This is a genomic window from Atopobacter phocae ATCC BAA-285 (genome assembly GCF_000526675.1).
GTDB classification, from domain to species: Bacteria; Bacillota; Bacilli; order Lactobacillales; family Aerococcaceae; genus Atopobacter; species Atopobacter phocae.
Genome location: NZ_JAGN01000032.1, coordinates 1 through 20,610 on the forward strand (window position 1 = coordinate 1; position 20,610 = coordinate 20,610).

Annotated in this window: 20 protein-coding genes; 5 read left to right on the forward strand and 15 right to left on the reverse strand. The window is 34.7% G+C overall.

Going from position 1 to position 20,610, the window contains the following annotated elements; all coding sequences use genetic code 11:
* From L866_RS0105960 to argF, 7 genes are all read right to left on the reverse strand, one after another.
* Positions 1 to 220 (reverse strand): IS256 family transposase (locus tag L866_RS0105960; RefSeq protein ID WP_025730111.1); only part of this gene is annotated, 220 nt, incomplete at its 3' end.
* Positions 221 to 554: 334 nt separating this feature from the next.
* A complete protein-coding gene (locus L866_RS0105965; RefSeq protein ID WP_025730113.1) occupies positions 555 to 1,898 on the reverse strand; it encodes a YjiH family protein in 1,344 nt (447 codons plus the stop codon).
* A 54-nt stretch (positions 1,899 to 1,952) separates the two neighbouring features.
* A complete protein-coding gene (locus L866_RS08635) occupies positions 1,953 to 2,738 on the reverse strand; it encodes an NAD(P)-dependent oxidoreductase (RefSeq protein WP_342664127.1) in 786 nt (261 codons plus the stop codon).
* A gap of 29 nt (positions 2,739 to 2,767) precedes the next feature.
* Complete coding sequence (locus tag L866_RS09845) at positions 2,768 to 2,935, reverse strand: hypothetical protein (protein ID WP_342664128.1); 168 nt, start codon at positions 2,933 to 2,935, stop codon at positions 2,768 to 2,770.
* Positions 2,936 to 2,946: 11 nt separating this feature from the next.
* Positions 2,947 to 3,801 (reverse strand): dimethylarginine dimethylaminohydrolase family protein, encoded by an 855-nt coding sequence (locus L866_RS0105975; protein ID WP_025730115.1) that lies wholly within the window; start codon positions 3,799 to 3,801, stop codon positions 2,947 to 2,949.
* A 14-nt stretch (positions 3,802 to 3,815) separates the two neighbouring features.
* The gene (locus tag L866_RS0105980; RefSeq protein WP_025730117.1) at positions 3,816 to 5,318 is read right to left on the reverse strand and encodes a YfcC family protein; all 1,503 of its coding nucleotides are present in this window, start codon (positions 5,316 to 5,318) and stop codon (positions 3,816 to 3,818) included.
* Positions 5,319 to 5,345: 27 nt separating this feature from the next.
* Positions 5,346 to 6,284 (reverse strand): ornithine carbamoyltransferase, encoded by a 939-nt coding sequence (gene argF, locus L866_RS0105985; protein WP_025730119.1) that lies wholly within the window; start codon positions 6,282 to 6,284, stop codon positions 5,346 to 5,348.
* Between the two features lie 129 nt (positions 6,285 to 6,413).
* On the opposite strand from argF, the gene L866_RS0105990 reads away from it, so the two are divergent.
* The gene (locus L866_RS0105990; protein WP_025730120.1) at positions 6,414 to 8,051 is read left to right on the forward strand and encodes a helix-turn-helix domain-containing protein; all 1,638 of its coding nucleotides are present in this window, start codon (positions 6,414 to 6,416) and stop codon (positions 8,049 to 8,051) included.
* A gap of 64 nt (positions 8,052 to 8,115) precedes the next feature.
* Here L866_RS0105990 and L866_RS0105995 read toward each other — a convergent pair whose 3' ends face one another.
* Complete coding sequence (locus tag L866_RS0105995) at positions 8,116 to 9,039, reverse strand: 2-dehydropantoate 2-reductase (RefSeq protein ID WP_025730122.1); 924 nt, start codon at positions 9,037 to 9,039, stop codon at positions 8,116 to 8,118.
* 43 nt (positions 9,040 to 9,082) lie between these two features.
* On the reverse strand, positions 9,083 to 9,760 hold the full coding sequence (locus L866_RS0106000) for a Crp/Fnr family transcriptional regulator (RefSeq protein WP_025730125.1): 678 nt from the start codon (positions 9,758 to 9,760) through the stop codon (positions 9,083 to 9,085).
* A 241-nt stretch (positions 9,761 to 10,001) separates the two neighbouring features.
* On the opposite strand from L866_RS0106000, the gene L866_RS0106005 reads away from it, so the two are divergent.
* Positions 10,002 to 11,183 carry an MFS transporter gene (locus L866_RS0106005; RefSeq protein ID WP_025730127.1) on the forward strand — a complete coding sequence of 394 codons (1,182 nt, stop codon included), beginning with the start codon at positions 10,002 to 10,004 and terminating at the stop codon, positions 11,181 to 11,183.
* 54 nt (positions 11,184 to 11,237) lie between these two features.
* Here L866_RS0106005 and L866_RS0106010 read toward each other — a convergent pair whose 3' ends face one another.
* Positions 11,238 to 11,450, reverse strand: a complete 213-nt coding sequence (locus tag L866_RS0106010; RefSeq protein WP_025730130.1) for a hypothetical protein — start codon at positions 11,448 to 11,450, stop codon at positions 11,238 to 11,240.
* 225 nt (positions 11,451 to 11,675) lie between these two features.
* Between L866_RS0106010 and L866_RS0106015 the strand changes: the two genes are divergently transcribed.
* Positions 11,676 to 13,781, forward strand: coding sequence for a leucine-rich repeat protein (locus tag L866_RS0106015; RefSeq protein ID WP_025730132.1), 2,106 nt, complete (start codon positions 11,676 to 11,678; stop codon positions 13,779 to 13,781).
* Positions 13,782 to 13,982: 201 nt separating this feature from the next.
* Here the strand turns inward: L866_RS0106015 and L866_RS0106020 are convergent, their stop codons facing one another.
* Genes L866_RS0106020 through L866_RS0106030 form a run of 3 tightly spaced genes read right to left on the reverse strand, consistent with a single transcriptional unit; the run spans position 13,983 to position 16,049 of the window.
* Positions 13,983 to 14,279 carry a DUF5960 family protein gene (locus L866_RS0106020; protein ID WP_025730134.1) on the reverse strand — a complete coding sequence of 99 codons (297 nt, stop codon included), beginning with the start codon at positions 14,277 to 14,279 and terminating at the stop codon, positions 13,983 to 13,985.
* On the reverse strand, positions 14,239 to 14,637 hold the full coding sequence (locus tag L866_RS0106025) for a hypothetical protein (RefSeq protein WP_025730136.1): 399 nt from the start codon (positions 14,635 to 14,637) through the stop codon (positions 14,239 to 14,241). The genes L866_RS0106020 and L866_RS0106025 overlap by 41 nt, the downstream gene beginning before the upstream one ends.
* Positions 14,634 to 16,049 (reverse strand): Y-family DNA polymerase, encoded by a 1,416-nt coding sequence (locus L866_RS0106030; protein WP_025730138.1) that lies wholly within the window; start codon positions 16,047 to 16,049, stop codon positions 14,634 to 14,636. The genes L866_RS0106025 and L866_RS0106030 overlap by 4 nt, the downstream gene beginning before the upstream one ends.
* Positions 16,050 to 16,254: 205 nt before the next feature.
* Between L866_RS0106030 and L866_RS0106035 the strand changes: the two genes are divergently transcribed.
* Positions 16,255 to 17,700, forward strand: a complete 1,446-nt coding sequence (locus L866_RS0106035) for an amidase (RefSeq protein ID WP_025730143.1) — start codon at positions 16,255 to 16,257, stop codon at positions 17,698 to 17,700.
* Positions 17,701 to 17,803: 103 nt separating this feature from the next.
* On the opposite strand, the gene L866_RS0106040 is transcribed toward L866_RS0106035, so the two are convergent.
* Positions 17,804 to 19,180, reverse strand: a complete 1,377-nt coding sequence (locus tag L866_RS0106040) for an FAD-dependent oxidoreductase (RefSeq protein WP_035446275.1) — start codon at positions 19,178 to 19,180, stop codon at positions 17,804 to 17,806.
* 137 nt (positions 19,181 to 19,317) lie between these two features.
* Entirely contained in the window at positions 19,318 to 19,779 is a 462-nt protein-coding gene (locus L866_RS0106045) for a DUF1722 domain-containing protein (protein ID WP_025730153.1), read from the reverse strand.
* A gap of 611 nt (positions 19,780 to 20,390) precedes the next feature.
* Here L866_RS0106045 and L866_RS0106050 point away from each other — a divergent pair.
* Positions 20,391 to 20,610 (forward strand): IS256 family transposase (locus tag L866_RS0106050; protein WP_025730111.1); only part of this gene is annotated, 220 nt, incomplete at its 3' end.

A 20,610-nucleotide genomic window follows, 5' to 3' on the forward strand; every position in this document is an offset into this window, starting at 1 on the left:
CTACCCGCGTTGTAAAGTCTCGTTCATAATAGCCATTTCTTTGACTCTGACGACTTTCGGATCGTTCATAGTCATCAGCCTGGATATATTCTGTTCGCTGATTTTCCATCAACTGGTTGAACACTGTTGTCAAAATGTTTTTAGACACATCATCTTTTACCGAATGTTCAATAATGCTTTGAACCTCTTCGCTATTCAGTGTAAAATGTACTTGGGTCATATAAAGTCCTCCTGGGTAGGTTTTCTGGTAAAAACATTGTACCGTAAAAGGAGCTTTATATGGCCTTTTATCTTTTACACAATTATATGGACTTTATCTTCTCATTAATTGTATAAATTATAAAAAATAAATTACTTAATATTTGATCTGGTTTATAATATGAAATTAATTTATTTATATATAACAGATATAAAAAAGTGAAGCAATCTACCGATTACTTCACTTTCCTATAAAGAATATTTACCAGATTTACTAGTTTATTCATATACTTAAGGATAAAATAATTATCCAAATAAAGTACACAAAGTTATATAATTATATATAATATTACCTTTTAAAATCCAACTATTTTTTTAGTTAAAAAAATTATAATTGGGAGTGCTATAATAGTTCTCTCTAAAAAAATTAAAACTAAGTCTTTAAAATTTAATGGTACATTAGACTTTACTATTATAGCACCTACTTCAGTCATATAAATCAATTGCAATAGACATGTTGCACCAATAATAAAGCGTATCATTTTGTCTTGTATACTGCTCAATATTAGCGGCGGTAAAAACATGTCCACAAACCCAACTAAAGTAGCTGATCCTACTTGTTTAGTAACTTCAATTCCAAATATTCTTAAATACCAATTAATTGGAATAGAAATAACTGAAAAAATGTTTGTATAGTTAACTAATAGCAATGCAATACTTCCCCAGCAGACAATTATTGGCATTAATCCAAACAAAACATACAAAAGAACAATCACACTTTGAGTAAGGTATCCTTTTAACGTTACCATTGCTGCTCTATTAGCAGCTTCTGATAGAGCAAATATAATTCTTGGTGTGTCTTTTGGGACATCTTCTTTTATTTTTTTCTTCCCATCTAAATAATAAGTATTTGAAATATTAGACAAAGGATAAATTCTTGGCATTATTATCGCTAATATAACCCCTGTAACTGTAACTATCAAATAAAATGAAAAAAAATAATCACTAACTCCTATTAAGTCTGCAACAACATAGCAAAAAGGAAGAGATACTAAAGAAAAATTAGTCATAATTATTGCAGCTTCTTTTCCTGTGTAGTAACCATTATCGTACTGATGCTTAGTAAGCAACACTGCAGCATTAGACGCCCCCAACCATGAGGTAATTAAATCTACAGCAGCTCTTCCTGGGACCTTAAATAAAAATCTAATATATTTGCTAACTAATGTCCCAACAAATTCCATAATCCCAAACTCTGTAAGTAAAGGCATTGCTAAAGAAATAACACATAGTATGGGAACTAAGGATATAGCTAACTCCACCATAGTGCCTGCAATTTCTTTTGAAAGCAACCAAGATGGTCCAAATTTTAATGTGTACATTGCAGTTATAATAAACCCTATTATTCTACTTAATAAATATATTAAATTCTTGTCAAAAATTTCTTCTAGAATCTTATTATTTTTTATCATACTGATATCTTTAAAATAATATAAAATTGACATCACTACATTAATGAACATCAAAATAACGCTTGGAATTAACAAATAGTACTGTATCTTTTGCTTTAACAAATCTATTAAAATACTTATTGGTATTGTGAATGTATTTCTATAAGGTAGCGGAACTAAAAATAAAAATATTCCTAATATTGACATAATGATAAAACGTATTTTTGCCTTTTTATCAACTCTCTCCATAATATTCTCCTCAATGAAAAAGGATTCAAGTACATATCGCTTGGCTCTCCTTTTTCAATTCTCACTTACTAACTTAAATACTTTTTGCTTTTCATCATTTAGATAATTTACTATGTTTTCTGTTGAAATTCGTTGTAATTCTTTAATAGATGTCGATGTATAAAAGGCAGCATGAGGCGTTATGATAACATTTTCTTTTCCAACTAAAGGATGAATCTTTAAATTTGGAGTTTCATCAGCAAGTAAATCTAATCCAGCTCCTCTAAGCAACTCTTCATCCAAGGCTCTTACTAAATCATTTTCAACTATACTTGCTCCTCGTCCCATATTTATGAAATAAGGTTTTTTCTTCATTTTTTTAAACATTTTATAATTGAATATTTCATAGTTGGTTTCGTTTAAATTCATATGATTTGAAATGACATCGGCTTCTGCCAACAATTCATGTAAATCCACCATACGAACATCTAATTTTTCCTCAAGGCTATTAACATATGGATCATAAGCAATAACTTTCATTCCTAAATTTATTGCTTTTTTTGCTACTTCTTTTCCGATTTTACCTAATCCAAAAATACCTAAAGTCATTTCTTCAACTCTTTTATTAGATTTTGGAAAATCATATCTCCACTTATAATTTTTTTCAACATCATAAGTGTATTCTTTCATATTTTTTATTAAAGTTAACATCATAGAAATTGTAAACTCTGCAACATCCTTAGTAGCATACTCACCTACTGGACAAACGCCAATGCTTCTTTTATTTGCCTCTTCTAAATCCACATTGTCATAACCTGTAGCATTGATTGAAATTACTTTTAATTTTTTAGCATAATCCATTACTTCTGCATCTATATTAACAAATGCTGTTAAATTGCGTCAGCATCTTTCACAATTTCAAGAAAATCTTTGCGTTTCTTATCGTCATATTCATGAATAACAACTTCACAATTTCCTAATCCATTTATAAGAACTTCTTTTTCGTATTCATGAGTTGGCATCATTGAATCTGGATAATCTGAAATAACAATTTTCATATCAATACCCCCTATACTCTTTTTACAGGATATGTCATGCAATGAGGCCCTCCACCAGCTTTTAAAATTTGACTTAATGGAAGTTTAATAACCTCAAGTCCTTCAGCTTCCATCGCTTCATTAACCATGGTATTATTCTCAATTCCTAAAACTTTTCCATTTCCTAAAGCTTGAACATTACAACCATGCTTGAAAACTAATTCACTTGGTACATGAATAATCTTAAAACCACGTCTATTTAACATCTCTATAAATTGATAAGGTAATTCATCGGTTGCTGCTAAACATATTTTATCTGCTACAATATTGAATATCATATCTAAATGTAAATTGTCTGGATGTGCAGGAACACCTACTACTGTATAACCAAACTTCTCCAGTTGTTCTCTAAGATTATCAACACCCGCTTTATCAGTTCGATCCACTAATCCAAATGCTAAAGTGTGTTCATCAATCATCCAAAAATCTCCGCCTTCAAAACATCCAGCGTTACATCTAGCAACTATTGGAATTCCTAATTCTTTTAACTTTTGTTCATATACTTTTGTTTCTCCTTGTCTTGCTGGATGTCTAAATTTACCAATAATTGCTCCTTCTTTGATCATCGCTCCAAAATCTCTTGAAAAAGTTTGTACTTCAAGCTCTTTCAATGGATTCATCTGATGAACTTTTACACCATTTTCCTCATAGGCTTTAATCAAAGTATTCCATTCTTTTACCATTTGGTCGTTTTTTTCAATCTCACCCTTATCCATCCATCCTTTTGTAATTTCATTAATAGCATTAAATTTATAATATTTAGGTGAACAAACCAAAACTTCTTTTAATTCATTATATGCATTTGAAACATAATTAACTTTCGACATTTTTATCTCTCCTTTTATAATGTTAAAAATATATTCAATAACAACAATGTAGCACTACAGATGAATACTAGAGAAACATACTTCCAACTAACCTTAATCCAATTTCCATAATTAACATGAACTGCTTGTATGCATGTCATAACTATAATCGATGTTGGCATAATCATTTTTACTAATCCTAATGCAAAATTGTAAATCAGAACCATGGTTGATTCATTTGTCCCTGCAAAAACTGCTAAAGGAGCCATTATTGACATTGTTGCCGCAGCCAATCCTGTTGAGCTAGGTATAAAGGCCGCTAAAACAATATACACAACAAAGCATATTAAAACGAATAATAATGGAGGTAAACTTCCTAAAGTTTTTTCACAAAAATTCAATACCGTTGCAGTGATATTTCCGTTAGTCATAATAACTTGAATTCCTCTTGCTAAAGGCACAATAAATGCCGTAGAAACAAGACCTGATGCCCCTTTTATTAATATATTTATTGTTTTATCAATGTTATATTCCATTATGTATCCAACAATTATTGTCATTATAATCAATAGTCCATTTATTTCATTAAAGTACCACTCTCCAAACGGAACTAAATCGCTTCCAAGTACTGTTCCAAAAAAGGAAGATTTATTTAGCCAACTAGTTATATCTTCAAAAATAGTCCAATTTTGATTCAAAGAAGTCCACGGTATCAAAGAAATAATCATAATCGTAAATGTTAAAATAAAAATATAAAATACTTTTTGTTGCTTTTTAGAAAGTTTATTTGATCCTAATTCATCTCCAACAAACTCTGTTATATCTTTTGTTCTTCTGTAATATTGAACTGATATTTGTGGATTTTTATTAATTTTTGCTGCATACTGACAAATTAAAAGAGAAACAAGTGACAACAACACAATAAAGGATACAGCTCTAAAAACTATTCCCTCACCCGGGCTGATTCCAGCTATCCCTGATGCTATTCCTGTTGAAAATGGATTAACTATAGAAGCAGCACAACCAGCTTGCGTTCCAAATATGACAATCATTAAAGCAACTACCGTATCGAGTCCTAACGCCAAAATTATTGGTAAAAACATTAACAAATATACAAAGCCTTCTTCATATGCTCCTTGAACTGTTCCAAAGATCCCCATAATAAATGTCAAAACTGTAATAAGTACATAATAATTAGATCGATACTTATTCGCGATACCTTTTAACATTATATTAATTGCACCAGTACTATCCATCATTTCTAAAAAACTTCCAAATAACATCACATTTAAAGAAATAGTTATGGCACCAGAAATTTCATCATTTCCGACCATGCCTATAATTGGTGCCATTATAACGTCGTACAATCCTTGGCGATTCGCTGCTACTCTTGTATAAGTATTTGCAATAGTTCTACCTGATTCATCAATTTGATATTTTCCACCAGGAATAATCCAAGTCAAAAGAGCCATAATACATATCAATGTAAAAATTATTACATATGTATTAGGTGATTTGAACTTCTTCGTCTTCTGCATATATACTCCTCACAATCTTATCTTCTATTAATTTGCAACAGCAGCTAAAATAGCTTTTATTGAATGCATTCGATTTTCTCCCTCATCAAATATTACGGATTGATCTGATTCCATCACTTCATCTGTTACTTCCTCTCCTCTATGCGCTGGTAAACAATGCATAAAAATCGCATCTGATTTTGCTTTTTTCATTGCTTCAGCGTTAATTTGATAAGGTTTAAAAGCTTTCTTTAAGTATTCTATCTCTTCTTCACTTTGTCCCATACTATACTGAGACATACCATAAACAATATCCGCATTCTCAAGAGCTTTATCAAAATCTTGTGTTAATTCAATTTTTGCACCCGATTCTTTGGCTCTTTTCATAGTTTCTTCTAAAATTTTTTCGTCAGGCTCTAATCCCTTAGGACACGCAATTGATAAATCAATTCCTAATGTTGCACAAAAAATCATCGTTGTATATGCTACATTATAAAGATTTCCTGAATAACACATCTTTAAGCCTTCAAATTTACCTTTTTTCTCTTTAATCGTCATCAAATCAGCTATACCTTGAGTTGGATGCTCTAACGCTGTTAGACCATTAATCACAGGATTCTTCATCCAATATGCGCATTGTTCAACAATCTCATGTCCAAAAGTTCTAATAAATAAACCATCAAAATATCTGTCTAAAATACGTGCTGTATCTTTTAGAGGTTCTCCTCTTGTCATTTGCATTTCATCTGGGCGCAAATAAACTACTTTAACTCCTAGATCAGCTGCAGCTCTTTCAAAAGCATTTCTTGTTCTTGTACTATTCTTTTCAAACAAAGCAGCCCATACTTGCCCTTTTAAATACTCATGAGATTCTCGACTCACCCATTTCTTTTTAAAATCCAATGATAAATCCGTTATAAATAAAATCTCTTCTTTCGTCATATCTTTAAATGCTAGAAAATCTTCTCCCTTAAATTGATGTCTCATTTTCTTACATCTCCTTTCTTTTATTGATTTAATCTTAGCAAGTTACTCTCCAAAAAAGCATTGTACAAAAGAACAAAATGTTTGCGTTTTCATTGTTTCTTTATACAATAGTATGCAGGGGGGCAGTTTATGAATTCTATAAAAGTAAAAGATATATTATCCACTAAAGTTTTTCAAAATTCTGATTTGATAGCTAATCCTATATCAATTAATAATGATGTAGAAGCTGTAACAATAATGGATCTACCTAGTATTTATAATTGGGTACGTACAAACGAATTACTCATAATCGGTTTTTTTATGGAAACACATGTCAATGTGAAATTTTTAAAAAAATTAAAGGAAAACAAAATTGCTGGAATTATTTCAAAAAAAAAATTTAAAGAACATCTTTCTCAAGATTCTATCAGATATTTACTAGATCAAAACATACCAATAATTTTTATTGATAATCAATATCCATGGAGTGAAGTTATAAGCTCTATTCAAAATAAAATTTCAATTATTCAAATTGAAAAATACAAACAAAATCATGAATTTCACCAAACTCTTATTCATTATTTATATAAAAATAAGTCTATAAACAATTTATGCGATTCTACTCAATATGTATCAGACTTAACAATCGCTATCTTAGATGACGAAGGTAATCTAAAAGACTATTCCTCTAATTTTAACTGGTTGCAGTTAGGAAGTTTAAAGGAATATATTCAAGAATCAACTATCCCTATTGGAATAGATATTGATGGATTTAAGGTATATGGGAATGTATTTAATCAAAAACATGATGAGAAAACAAATTATTTTTTTGTGTTCCCATTCTACTCTAATTTTAAAAATAAAAATTATGTGTTATTAAAATCAAATTCTAACGCCAGGATTATTGATCCTTTTTCAATTTCAAAACTTATAACTATTTCTAGCATCTATTCGTTAAAACAAGTTATTAATCATGAAATTGAATCTGGACAATTACATTACCGTAATATTATTTTGGAAGATTTACTCAATCTAAGCAGTGTATCGAATTCTAAAAAAAGAGAATATGAGCTTATGCTCGGAGAAAGGCTACATGAATTCTATGATTTGTTATTAATTTTTATACCATCTTCATCTGATAAAAACATTTCAATGAATCATTATGATAAACTAATAAACACGAAAAAAACTATTCAATCGATAGTAAAAACCAATCTGATTTTCTTCAAAAATAATTATTGGTTAGTCCTTATTCCTAATAATTCAGAATATTCTTACAATTCTGCTAAAAATATTTTTAATCATTTTAAATTTTCTAATATATTAATTGGTATAAGCGAAGCAAAAAGAATAGATGATTTAAAACTAGCTTATAATGAAGCCTTATCCGCACTCAAACATCTTGAATATTCAAAATCTTCTTCAACTAATCGTATACAAAAATATAACGATTTAGGAATAGTAAAATTGTTTTCAAATAATTTTGGTCAAATTAATAATCTTTTAATTGACGAAATGTTAAAGTCTTACATCTACCCATTAAAAAATTATGATAATACTAATAATGGGAGCTTACTGTTATCCCTAGAAAAATATATAGATAATAATTTTTCTATATTAGAAACAAGTAAACAACTATATATCCATAAAAATACACTACGAGCCCGACTATCAAAAATCGAAAATATTCTTCAGGTTAACTTGAACGATTCTAATAGTCTTTTAAATATTATGCTCGCCATTCAAATAGTGCGATCTTCATTGAATAAAAAATCTGATTTAAAATAAAGAAGTAGCTCGATTAAGAGCTACTTCTTTATTTTCTTCCATATGAATCACTTCATCTATATCTTTATTTAATTCCTAAAATATTTTCTTTCGCGTGAATCATTTGTGTGATTTGTTGTGAGTATGGTGCAGCCAAGCCATTTTTTTCTGCTAAACGATGAACTGCTCCGTTGATAAAATCAATTTCAGTTAAACGATTATTTTGAACCAGGTCTTGATGCATCGATGGGTGGTGATGTTTAGCGATTTCTGCTGTATGATACACATATTTTGAAATCTCTTCTTCGTTTAATTGAACCCCTTCTGCTTCGCCCACCACAACGAACTCATGAATGATTTGATTGACTAGTGCTTGTCCGGATTCAGAGGCAAATAATTCTCCGATCGTACAATCTAATAATGCACAAGTCGAATTCATTGTACCGTTCACACAAGCTTTGCGCCAAATCGATGGAATAACATCGTCATCATACGTAACATTTAATTCAGCTTGGTTCATCACGTCGACGATTTCTTCAGCACGTGCTTTGCCATTTGCTGCTAAACTTTGAATGTTAACAGCTCCTGTACCTGCTAAATGCGCAATACCCGGTCCTTTTAATCCGGCTGTCCAAATCGTTACACCCATCATAATTTGGTCACGTGGTACATATTGTTCAATTACTTCTTCATGTCCTAATCCATTTAATAGACATAATACTTGTGTCTGCTCACTAATTACCGATTGAATAGACTGTAACATCTGTGGTAATTGCATAGCTTTTGTCAATAAAATGACTAAATCGGCTGGTTGAGTCGCTTCACTTGGACGCATAATCGGTAAATGAACTGTATCTGTTCGATCACCTTCTATTACTAGGCCATTCGTTTGAATCGCTTGAATATGCGCATCCCATTCATCCAGTAAAATCACGTCTTGTCCTGCACGATGTAATTGATAGCCAAATCGTGACCCCATTGCTCCTGCTCCTGCAATATAAATTAACATAGTTCTCCCTCTTTCTTTATCTTCTATTTATCTGTTTCTTCTATTAAAATAACACATAATCTTTTAGTTGGTCCATTTTTAAAATATAAATTCGTTGTTGATGCACTTGAATAATTCCCATGTCTTTTAACTGCTTCAAAATACGACTCACACTGCTCGCTGTCGAAATGCCACAAAATTTCCCTAATTCTTCGTTTGTGATAGGAAAATCAATGAGTATTCCCTTTGACGTCTCCACTCCAAATAAGTGAGCTAAATCGAGTAATTGTGTACAGATGGCTCCTAAGCGGCCATTAGTCAACATTTGCTGCATTTTACGCATCGTTGACAATAAACGAAAATGATAGAAATCCTTAATATAGCGTTGCAAATCTGGATTTGCATTAATATCATTCCAAAATTCTACTCGGTCCATTTGATAAAATGATGCCTGTTCCGATTCTACCCGAACATTATACGGTGAATTAATAAATTGTGAATACTCATCCCGTAAAATCGAAATGACTTCAATATCTTTTACATAACGAAAATTAAATTCTTGCCCGTGATTAGCTATTACACTTGTTTTAACGATACCATCTTTTAGCACATACGTGTATGGATCTTCCATTCCTTCAAATGTTAAATAACGATGATATTCTTTAGTAACTACCGGTAAATCCTTTTGTTCAATGTATTTAATTAGTGCACGTGGATCTAACTCTTTCGCTACATCTTCCATTATTTTTCCACCTTTATTCCTCATTCTATCCATTAACAAATGTTAATGACATGCGTTAATGTTATTTGTATTATACCATTGTCATTTCACAAAATCTTCATTTCCGTTATAATTTTTCATGAAATTAATGAAAAGAATTGCATCCTCACAACTTTCCCCCTTCGATTATAAGTTGAGCAATTGAGGCGCTGCTTTTCTTTCCATTAATTATTTTATTTAAAAAAGGAAGGATTAACACATCATGCCAGACAAACTGTTTAACAAATATTTTATTGGTATTACTTTAATCAACTTTATTGTGTTTTTAGTTTATTACTTGTTAATGGTTATCATTGCCGTTATCGCACAAAATACACTTCAAGCCAGTTTAAGTCAAGCGGGATTAGCATCAGGCATTTATATTTTAGGTACATTAATCGCACGACTTATTATAGGGAAACAATTAGAGGTTTTCGGCCGTCGATTAGTTTTACGTGGGGGAGCTATTTTTTATTTAATTAGTACGATTGCTTACCTTTATATTCCTTCAATGGGTATGTTATATTTCGTTCGTTTATTAAACGGATTAAGCTATGGTGTTGTGTCAACAGCAACCAACGCAATTGTTACAGCGTACATCCCACCTGCACAACGTGGTGAGGGAATTAACTACTACGGTTTAAGTACTAGTTTAGCGGCAGCTATTGGGCCATTTATCGGAATGATCTTATTGAACTTAGTAGACTTCCACTGGATTATCTACTTTGCGATTGCATTAGTATTGATTGTTTTAGTCAGCTCATTCATGTTCCCAGTTAAGAATATTGTATTAAACGAACATCAATTAGCTCAATCTAAGTCATGGGGATTCAGTAGCTTTATCGAACATAAAGCAATCTTCATTTCATTTATTGCTTTCCTAATGGGATTTGCTTATTCTAGTGTTCTTGCTTTCTTATCATCTTATACAAAAGTCATTAACTTAGTAGAAGCCGGTTCATTCTTCTTCGTTGTTTATGCATTGGTTATTACCTTTACCCGTCCACTTAGCGGACGCATCTTCGATGATCGTGGTGAACAGTACGTGATGTACCCAAGCTATTTATTCTTAGCAGCTGGTTTATTCGTTTTAAGTTTCACAACGAATAGTCCAATGCTATTAACGGCAGGGGCATTCATCGGTTTAGGTTATGGTACATTTATGTCAAATGGTCAAGCGGTAAGTATTAAAGGGTTAAATGAACACCGCTTTGGTACAGCATTATCAACATACTTTATCGGACTTGACTTAGGTCTTGGAATTGGACCATTCCTACTAGGTAGTCTAAGAAATATCGTTTCATTTAGAGAGCTTTACTTGATTGCAGGTGTTGTTCCTTTAATCTGTACAGTGCTATACTTCATGAATCGTAAAAGTTATCAACAACCTACTTTAACTAAATAATGATTTCACCAAAAAACCTTTACTCGACTTCCATCGGGTAAAGGTTTTTCTTGTTTATTTACGTTTTAATAAAAATATTTGAACACTTGTATACACTAAAGATAAAAGACTCACTCCCATTTGCCAATTGAGAGGATTTTTGCCTAAGACTAGCCAATCATACAGTTGGGCAGCAGTTGCTATTAGCGCAACGATGAATAACCATTTCGAGCCACTATCTTTTAACGCTTGAATATCGATATTAGGTTGCGATTTTTCTTGTTTCATCATGCTCTCCTTTCACCAACGAGACGCTCTTTGTCCACATTGTATCAATTCCACCTCTGCTAATCAAATTTGAATATAAGGAATGAAAACACTTTTAATTTTTAAGTTTTTAAGTATGCTTAATTTTTTTATTGAAAAGATGTTCATCTTATATTATACTCATTTCAAAGTTAACTTCACAAAATACTAGAAATGGCCATTTCAATATGATTTAAGGAGTCTTATATGTTAAACAAACCGAAAACAATTTTATCCATTGCTTCTAGTATGCTTGTATTGACCGCTATGCCGGTTGCGACGAATTCACACATCGTTTTTGCTGATACACCGAGCGCTACATCCGTCGCTAAAATTGGTGATACGTTTACACACGAAGGCATCACTTATAAAGTACTATCAATTGACCAAAATAAACATGCCGGTACGATTCAAATTGGCGATGGCTCACAACCGATTACCTCGTCAGAAAAATACATTAATATTCCAAGTACCATTATTCATAACGACATTACTTTCCAAGTTACTACGGTAGGTGAAAAAGCTTTTGCGGCGTTTGAAGGAGAAGATGGCGCAACGACTTCGACGGTTCAGCCAACACGTGTCACTCTTCCTACGAGCATTACAACTATTAAAAAAGAAGCCTTCATGGGCAGTAAAATGTTAAAAGATGTCGTCTTTGAAACGCCAGAAAGTAGTAAATTAACGAAAATTGAAGATAAAGCCTTTCAATATTCTTCTATTAAAAAAATTAGTTTACCGAAAAGTTTAGAGTACATTGGTACGCGCGCATTTGACTTCTCTGAGTTAGAAGATATTACGATTCCTAAAGCTTCAAAACTTGAAGTTATTAGTCATAATGCCTTTGCCAGCACTGAACATTTAGACCATATCACCTTGCCAAAATCTTTAAATAAATTGGGCGAAGATGTATTTAAATATTCTTTCGTTAAACAAATTGACGTTGAAGCAGGGAATCAAAAATATAAATCCGATAAAGGTGTTTTATATAATCACGATCAAACTGTTTTGATTAAATACCCAGTCTTTAAAAATGAACAAACATATACAGCACCAGCTACACTAAAAGAAATAAAAGATGATGCCTTTTCTACTACTAAAGGAAGCATCTATCTTCATGAAATTAAGTTAAATGACGGTTTAGAAAAAATTGGCGCTTTTGCCTTTAGAGGATTGACGAATTTAAACCATTTAGAATTACCGCAAACATTAAAATCGATTGGTAAATTAGCTTTCTATGACAATCATACGTTAGAAGAATTAACGATTCCCGATAGCGTAACAGACGTTTCGGAATACACGCTATACAATGTGCCTAAACTACAAAAACTATCGATTGGTAAAGGAATTGAGACGATTCCAAGTAATTTTGTCGGTGGAACAGCTAAACCAACCGAACTAAAAGAAATCGACTTACAGCATCCATCTGTTCAATTAAAAAAGGATAGCTTTGATTTAGGCGAGCAACCAGCGACACAATTTATCGTTCATTCAGACCAAGTGAAGCAAGCGCTCAAAGCGATACAAATTGCAGACCCTAACATTCAACTAAAAGAAACACCAAACAACACAGATACTCAAACGTATCCAACCCCACATGGCGATGAAACGAAAGACGAATCTTCTAACGATCATACCAATGGGGAAACACCAGACACTTCTAAACCATCCGTTGACCAACCGTCAGCTGAAACACCAACTGACCAAACGGATGACAATGAAAAAACACAACCTGGTGCAAACGATTCAACTAAAAATCATGTGATACCACAGCCGAAAGAGCCTGAACATGAAACGGAATCAACTGACCCTAATCAGTCAGATAAAGATGACTCAACTGTGGCACCTCATTCAGAAAAAGAAACTGACAAGAAAGAAGAACCTAACACAAAAGAAGAAAATCCTTCGTCAGATAAAAAAGATAGCGATCTACCGGAAAAAGAATCTGAACCATCCTCAGAAGAAAAAGATTCTTCAGCCCTAGATAAAAAAGATGAAACAACTCAAGCATCAGATTCGGTCAAACCGTTAGTTCAACCGAGTCAACCGGCTGAATCAATTAAACCGTCAACGGATACAAGCGAGCTATCACAACCGAAACAGCCACAAATCAAGCAAGAAAAAGAAGTGAAACCTGTTGAACAGTCAAAAGCCAGTCAACCAGCGACAAATCACTCAACTCACCGTCAAGCTGCTTTACCTCAGACAGGTGAAACTACTTCACTTGGTATCGCAAGTTCTTTATTGACCATGGGAATTGGATTAGTTACTTACTTGATAACACGTGCTATCTCTTTTTCTAAAAAATATTAATCGCGCTATGACTCTCTTTAGTTACTGATAAAATAATTATATTAAACTAAAATCCACTGACTAGATAAACCAAAATCTAATCAGTGGATTTTTCCATATTTTAAACATTATTGAGTGTTTAAAATGTAATGCTTAATCGTTGTAATCTATTTATTCTGTCATACGTTAAAAATAGGTTAAATCAATTTTTTCGTGCCATTTTTATGTATCACTCTTTGTTGTATGGCCCACATATTTATACACCCTTACATGTGGTGTTTCATGAAGCGTCTCTACTCGAAAAACAAAGTAATGATCTTTGAAGTCCTTCGCATTTGTCCGATTGAGTTTAAAATAATGCTTCTGACCTTGTGCCATCATACGTAGAATATCCTCACTCAAAAAAGTCAAAGGAATTGCTAAATTAGAAACGGCATAGAAATCCCGTTCAAACTGATGGTAATTTTCGCTAAAATAATCAAATTGTGCGTCCGTCGTCATAATTCGTTTGCTCGTCATCTTCGTCTGCCTCCGCTAAACTAATGGTTACAATATCTTTTAGTTCCAATACGTAATGCCCGTGTGTCGTTTGAAAACCGATAGTGGTTGTCTGTAAAGTTGTAATCTGCCCCGTCCATTCCATCCATTGTCGGTCCGATTGAATCACCACGTCAATCACCAACTGATTCACATAGGCTTGTTGACACAATAGTACTTTCTCTTCCAACGATAGTTCTGCATTCGAGTCACCTGTGTGATTTGGCCGATGTAACGCAGTTGAATGCTCCGATAAGAAAAAGCCCATCCACTTCGCCATTTTGCGATCTTGATACATTTGAGCCGAACGATATGGTAAGTAGCTACGATCGACACTCATTCTAACCCATCCAATCCGCCTGCCGAATGACCACCAATTAAACGACTTCGTGCAATACTTCTTGAATCTTCACATAAAGCGGTGGCTTTTTGGAGCGCAAGATATCCATACTTTTCACGAATTTGGTCAACGGTTCGATCTAAATGGTTCGCTCGATCAATCGCTTCGACATCATCAAATAATGTAAAGACTGTATACGACTCATCGACTAGCCCACTATATCGTACACTAATGCGTCGGACGGCACCTCCATCATATTTTTGACGGAATAATGCTAAGACATGTTGAATGAGTTCCTTCGTATTTTGCGTTGGATCGACTTTTCGGCTTGCACGTAAGCCTCGTTTTTCCTCATCTCGGGAATAACCTACGTGGATAGCTACGTTAGTCGTTTTGCGATGGCGTTTACGTAATCGAATGGCTACTTGTTCGGCCATTTCCGCTAAAACGAGTTCAATTCCGCGTTGATCAACATAATCTTTCGGTAAAATTTGTGAATTTCCTAGTCCGTTGCCTTTGGGTCGATAGGGTTCGGACACTTTACTTTCATCCACACCGTTCGCGTGGAAAAATAGTTGTACACCAATGACCCCAAATTCCTTTTTGAGTCGATCAGGATTGGCGTGAGCTAATTCTTTCACTGTATAAATTCCCAACTTATTTAATCGTTTAGCCGTTCGTGCACCGATGCCCCAAAAGTCCGTCAATTGAGGGAGTTGCCACACTTTCGTTGGAACATCTTCATACGACCAATTTGCTCGCATTGTTGGCGTATTTTTTGCTTCGTTATCTAGCGCCAATTTCGCTAACAGTGGATTGGCATTACTCATTCCCACTGTTGCGTAGACACCTGTTTCGGTCCAAATGGCTTGTTGGAGATGACTAGAAACCAAATCAAGGCGTTTGCGCCGAGACAAACTTTGGTCGGGGACAAAATAATTCAGCGATTGCGTGAGATCAATAAATCCTTCATCAATCGAATACGGTAAAATATCACTCGCGGGGGCATAGCGTTTTAAAACATGTTGAATAGCCATGTTCCGTTCAATATATAATCCCATTCGTGGGGGAACAATTACTGTGCGTTTCGCCCACGTTTCAATCCACCGAATATATGCCGGCGTCATCTGAATCCCTTGTTGTCTTGCAATATGCGGGCGAAAGCGCCTCGTGTCAATATCAAAGGGCAAGTCATACGCTCGTCCGACATTATTTCGTCCGAAAACACGTTTGAAAGTAGGTGAACTCGCTAAAATTAATCCTTTCGAATTGTCCGCACGACTCATCACACAAAGGGAGGTCGTGAGGGGATGCAAGCCTCGTTCGACACATTCCACACTGGCGTAGAATGATTTAATATCAAAAAAAGCAATATCCGCCCGAGGTTCTCGTCTATAATCAATCAAGCTCATGTGAAATCTCCTTTCTTTTCTCTTACTCATTATACGAACTTACGTTCCCTTATTCAAGTCAGAATTATTTAAGTCGCGCATTAACTTGTACTCATTAACTTGTCGATAGACATTTCATTCGATATACTCAAGGTAAACAAACGACAATCCATGCGATTGTACTTTAATCGTTTACCCATCCCTTTATATAGAAAGGAACGATTCGATGTCATTTCAAGATGCTACACAAATGGCCGAAGCAGTTCGGTCGAAACAAGTTTCACCCGCTGAATTGATTCAACACACGATGAAGCGCGTAGAACAAATCAATCCCCTCCTCAATGCCATTACTAGTACACGTTTTGAACAAGCGCTTCACGAAGCAACCACACGGTCGTTTACTAATGAGCCGTTTGCTGGGGTTCCTATTTTCTTAAAGGATCTCGGTCAACAACGGGAAGGCGATCCCGATACACTTGGTTCCAAATTATTTCAACAAGCACGTGCCACGCACACCGATTATTATGTTCAACGCTTAGAAGCGATGGGATTTATTATTGTCGGTCGGTCTTCTGTGCCGGAATTTGGGTTTAAAAATATTAGTGATAGTCAATTATTTGGTCCGGTTAATTTACCGGATGATGTGCGCCGCAATGCTGGCGGTTCGTCCGGTGGTGCAGCGGCTTTAGTGACTTCAGGTATTTCACCTTTAGCTCCAGCGAGTGATGGGGGTGGTTCGATTCGTATTCCCGCTTCTTTTAACGGGCTCATCGGACTAAAACCGACTCGTGGCCGTATTCCGGTTGGCCCTCGTTCTTATCGTGGTTGGCAAGGAGCTTCCGTTCAATTTGCACTCACTCAATCCGTTCGTGATACACGTACCCTATTGAAACACTTTCAAGTTAAACAAATGGAAAGTCCGTTCATTGTTCCTCGTCTGAGTCAACAGGCCTTGTCCCAACCGATCAATCGTCCATTAAAGGTGGCCGTATGTACTCAATCACCTGTAGGAGGCGTGGTAAGTGACGAAGCCATTCAAGCGGTGCAAATAGCCGCTCGTTTCCTAGAACGTCAAGGTCATGACGTGATTGTCTTAGATACTCCAATTATTGACGGAATAAGCGCAATGCAATCGTACTATTTAATGAACTCGGTAGAAACAGCCGCTATGTTTGATGGCATTGAAAAAATGTATCAACGACCTCTCACCATACAGGATATGGAATTAATGACTTGGGCCATTTATCAAAGTGGTCAACACATTCCCGCCAAACGTTATACGCAAGTACTGGCTACTTGGGATGAGTACAGTCGCCAAATGGCTGAATTTCATACTCAATATGACTTGTTACTGACACCGACTACGGCAGATGTCGCTCCACTTCACGGGCAATTAGATGTCCCACTAGCGATTCAAGAACAACTTCGTCAGATGGATAAATTGTCGGTTGATAATCAACAAGCGTTAATCTGGCAAATGTTTGCAAAGAGTCTTGATTTGACTCCATTTACTCAACAAGCGAATTTAACGGGACAGCCAGCAATCAGCCTACCTACTCACCGAACCGCTGATGGTTTAGCATTGGGTGTACAATTCATTGCCGCAAAAGGACGTGAAGATTTATTACTCGCTGTTGCTGATTTATTTGAACAACATCAACAATTTAAGTGAATGATTAGCCGTCTATCGATTCGACTATATAAAAACAGCTTGACTTTCGTTTCATTGAACGAAAATCAAGCTGCTTTTTTCTATTTCATCGTGTATTTATTAATTAAGCGATGGTGATTTGTCCTAATACATCATTCAATCCTTCTGCCATCGTTGGATGAGTATACATTTGATCACGCAAAACGGTGTAGGGTTGTTTCGTTTGCATCACCGTTGCAATTAAATTAATCACTTCATGCGCTTCTTGTGAAAAGAGTGTTGCACCAACAATTTCTTTCGTTTCTTTATGGACTAATATTTTATAAAATCCTGTCGTATCGCCTAATATTTTTGCTTTCGGAATCATTTGCGCTGATAATTTAGCGACTTGAACGGGTAGATTACGCGCTTTCGCTTGTTTTTCACTCAGTCCGACTTGCGCTAACGGCGGTGAAATAAAGGTAGCTGTTGCGATACTCATACGTTCATTCGTCGTATACGTTCCATCACCATATAAGAAATTTTTTATCACGCGGAAATCATCTAATGAGACATAAGTAAATTGCGGGCCACCGTTGACATCACCTAATGCAAAAATATGCGGTTGGGCTGTTTGTAACGTTTCATTCACTGGAATCGTACCACGTTCACTTAATGCAATCTCTGCTTGATTAAGAGCTAATTCTGCTACGTTCGCTCGACGACCAGTTGAAACTAACACATGGGTAGCCATTAGTGTATGTTCTGTTCCCGCTTGATTATAACGAATCGTCACACCTTGCTTCGTTTCATCTACTTGTTTGAGTTCAGCTTCTCCAATGAATTGAACGCCTAACTCTTCTAGTCGCTCTTTTACCGCTTCTGCCACATCCTCATCTTCACGTGGTAAGATGCGTGCTTTCGTATCAATTACGGTAACTTGTGAACCGAATTGTTGATACATCGATGCAAATTCTAATCCGATAAATCCACTACCGATTATTGTCAACGTTTCAGGCAGCTTGTCGAGATTCATCAAGGTTTCACTGGTATGAATTCGTTCGCTTAATTCTAAGCCTGGAACAGCCGGTATAAAAGGTGTCGCTCCTGTATTAATAAAAATACGCTCACCAGTGTAACGTTGTTCACCTGTTGCGGTATCGACAGCCACTGTATGTTCATCCACAAAATGAGCCCGTCCATCCACAATCGTTACGTGATCAAATTGATCGACTTTATTGTAATTAGCTTGATTCAATTGATGAATGAATGTTTTTTTATTTTGAATGGCTGTTTGATAATAACTTGTCGGATCAACTTCACTAAATCGACGACGTTCTGCTTGTGTGATTAAAAATTTCGATGGAATACATCCGACATTAATACATGTCCCACCATACATCACCGGTGATTGCTCAATGAGAACCGTAGCTTCTCCTTTTTGACCGAATAACGCGGCCAACGTTTTGCCTGCTTTTCCAAATCCGATAATGATATTTTTGACTTCTTGCATAGCTGTCATCTCTTTTCTATAACGTTCTCTTTTATTTATTTTAATACACCAAACTTAACAGACAAACTCATTTGCTTGTTGAATCAACATGGGATAATGGGATGTTCTCATACTTTTGTAGTTCTACAAGGGCTTCCTTTATCCGATTATTTGATTAAATCAAAGATTCGTTGTTGTGCAATATATGTTTGATGATATTGTACGGCATACGCATGGATTTGTGCTAAAACTAAGGGTAAATCTTCCAACTGATTAGCTAGTCGTTCGATTCGATCCATTAATGCTTGACGCTCTTCAGTCGATAAATCTTTTTTGAAATAGCCGGCCATATGAGCCAATGCGTTAACAACTCGGCCATTCGAGATATCGCTATTTAATACTTGCTTCAATTCCGCTTCATAACGTTCATATACTCGCTCTACAGATTCTTTTGAAGAGTTGGCGACAATACGACCCAGTTGTGTCTTTCCCGACACGTTATAACAAAAGTACAAATATTTATGTTGTGCGTGAAAGTCAACCAGTTGTTTATAAGAAATCTCTGACTGATTTTGCTTTAATTCATCAAAAGCGTGTTGGACTAATTCTTTTAAGTGTTCTAGATTCATTTAGTATCTCCTTATTTTAATTCAGAAAAATATTTTATTATATAATCAAATACATCTTTTAATTATAATATCGCCCTGTATAGAAGGCTTTATTTAAATTTTACCTTATTTAAGCTACACTCAATAAGACTTAACAAAAAAGCATCATTATGTCATTCAAATATTCCAAAAGCTATTGAAAGCTTAGTCAAACGTCATGGAAAGTTTCAATTACGTTTTTAAGTACAATTATATCAAAAGATAATTATAACAACGAGACTATCACGATTAGTCAACCGACAAAAAGTGAAGTTAGTCCTTTATTTGAATCATTCGATAAAAGAAAAGCAAAACAAACAGCTAATGCTCTTGAACGCTATACTCGTTTTAATCACGATAATTCCATAGATCCGATTGTATCAAATCCAGTTGAACCGGAACTAGTTATACCTAATCCAGCTATTACTTCAATTCATCAAGAAAAAACAATGCTTCCAAGAACTTAGAAAGTAATAACTACTTATTAGTTATCAGGATAAAGTCCATATAATTGTGTAAAAGATAAAAGGCCATATAAAGCTCCTTTTACGGTACAATGTTTTTACCAGAAAACCTACCCAGGAGGACTTTATATGACCCAAGTACATTTTACACTGAATAGCGAAGAGGTTCAAAGCATTATTGAACATTCGGTAAAAGATGATGTGTCTAAAAACATTTTGACAACAGTGTTCAACCAGTTGATGGAAAATCAGCGAACAGAATATATCCAGGCTGATGACTATGAACGATCCGAAAGTCGTCAGAGTCAAAGAAATGGCTATTATGAACGAGACTTTACAACGCGGGTAG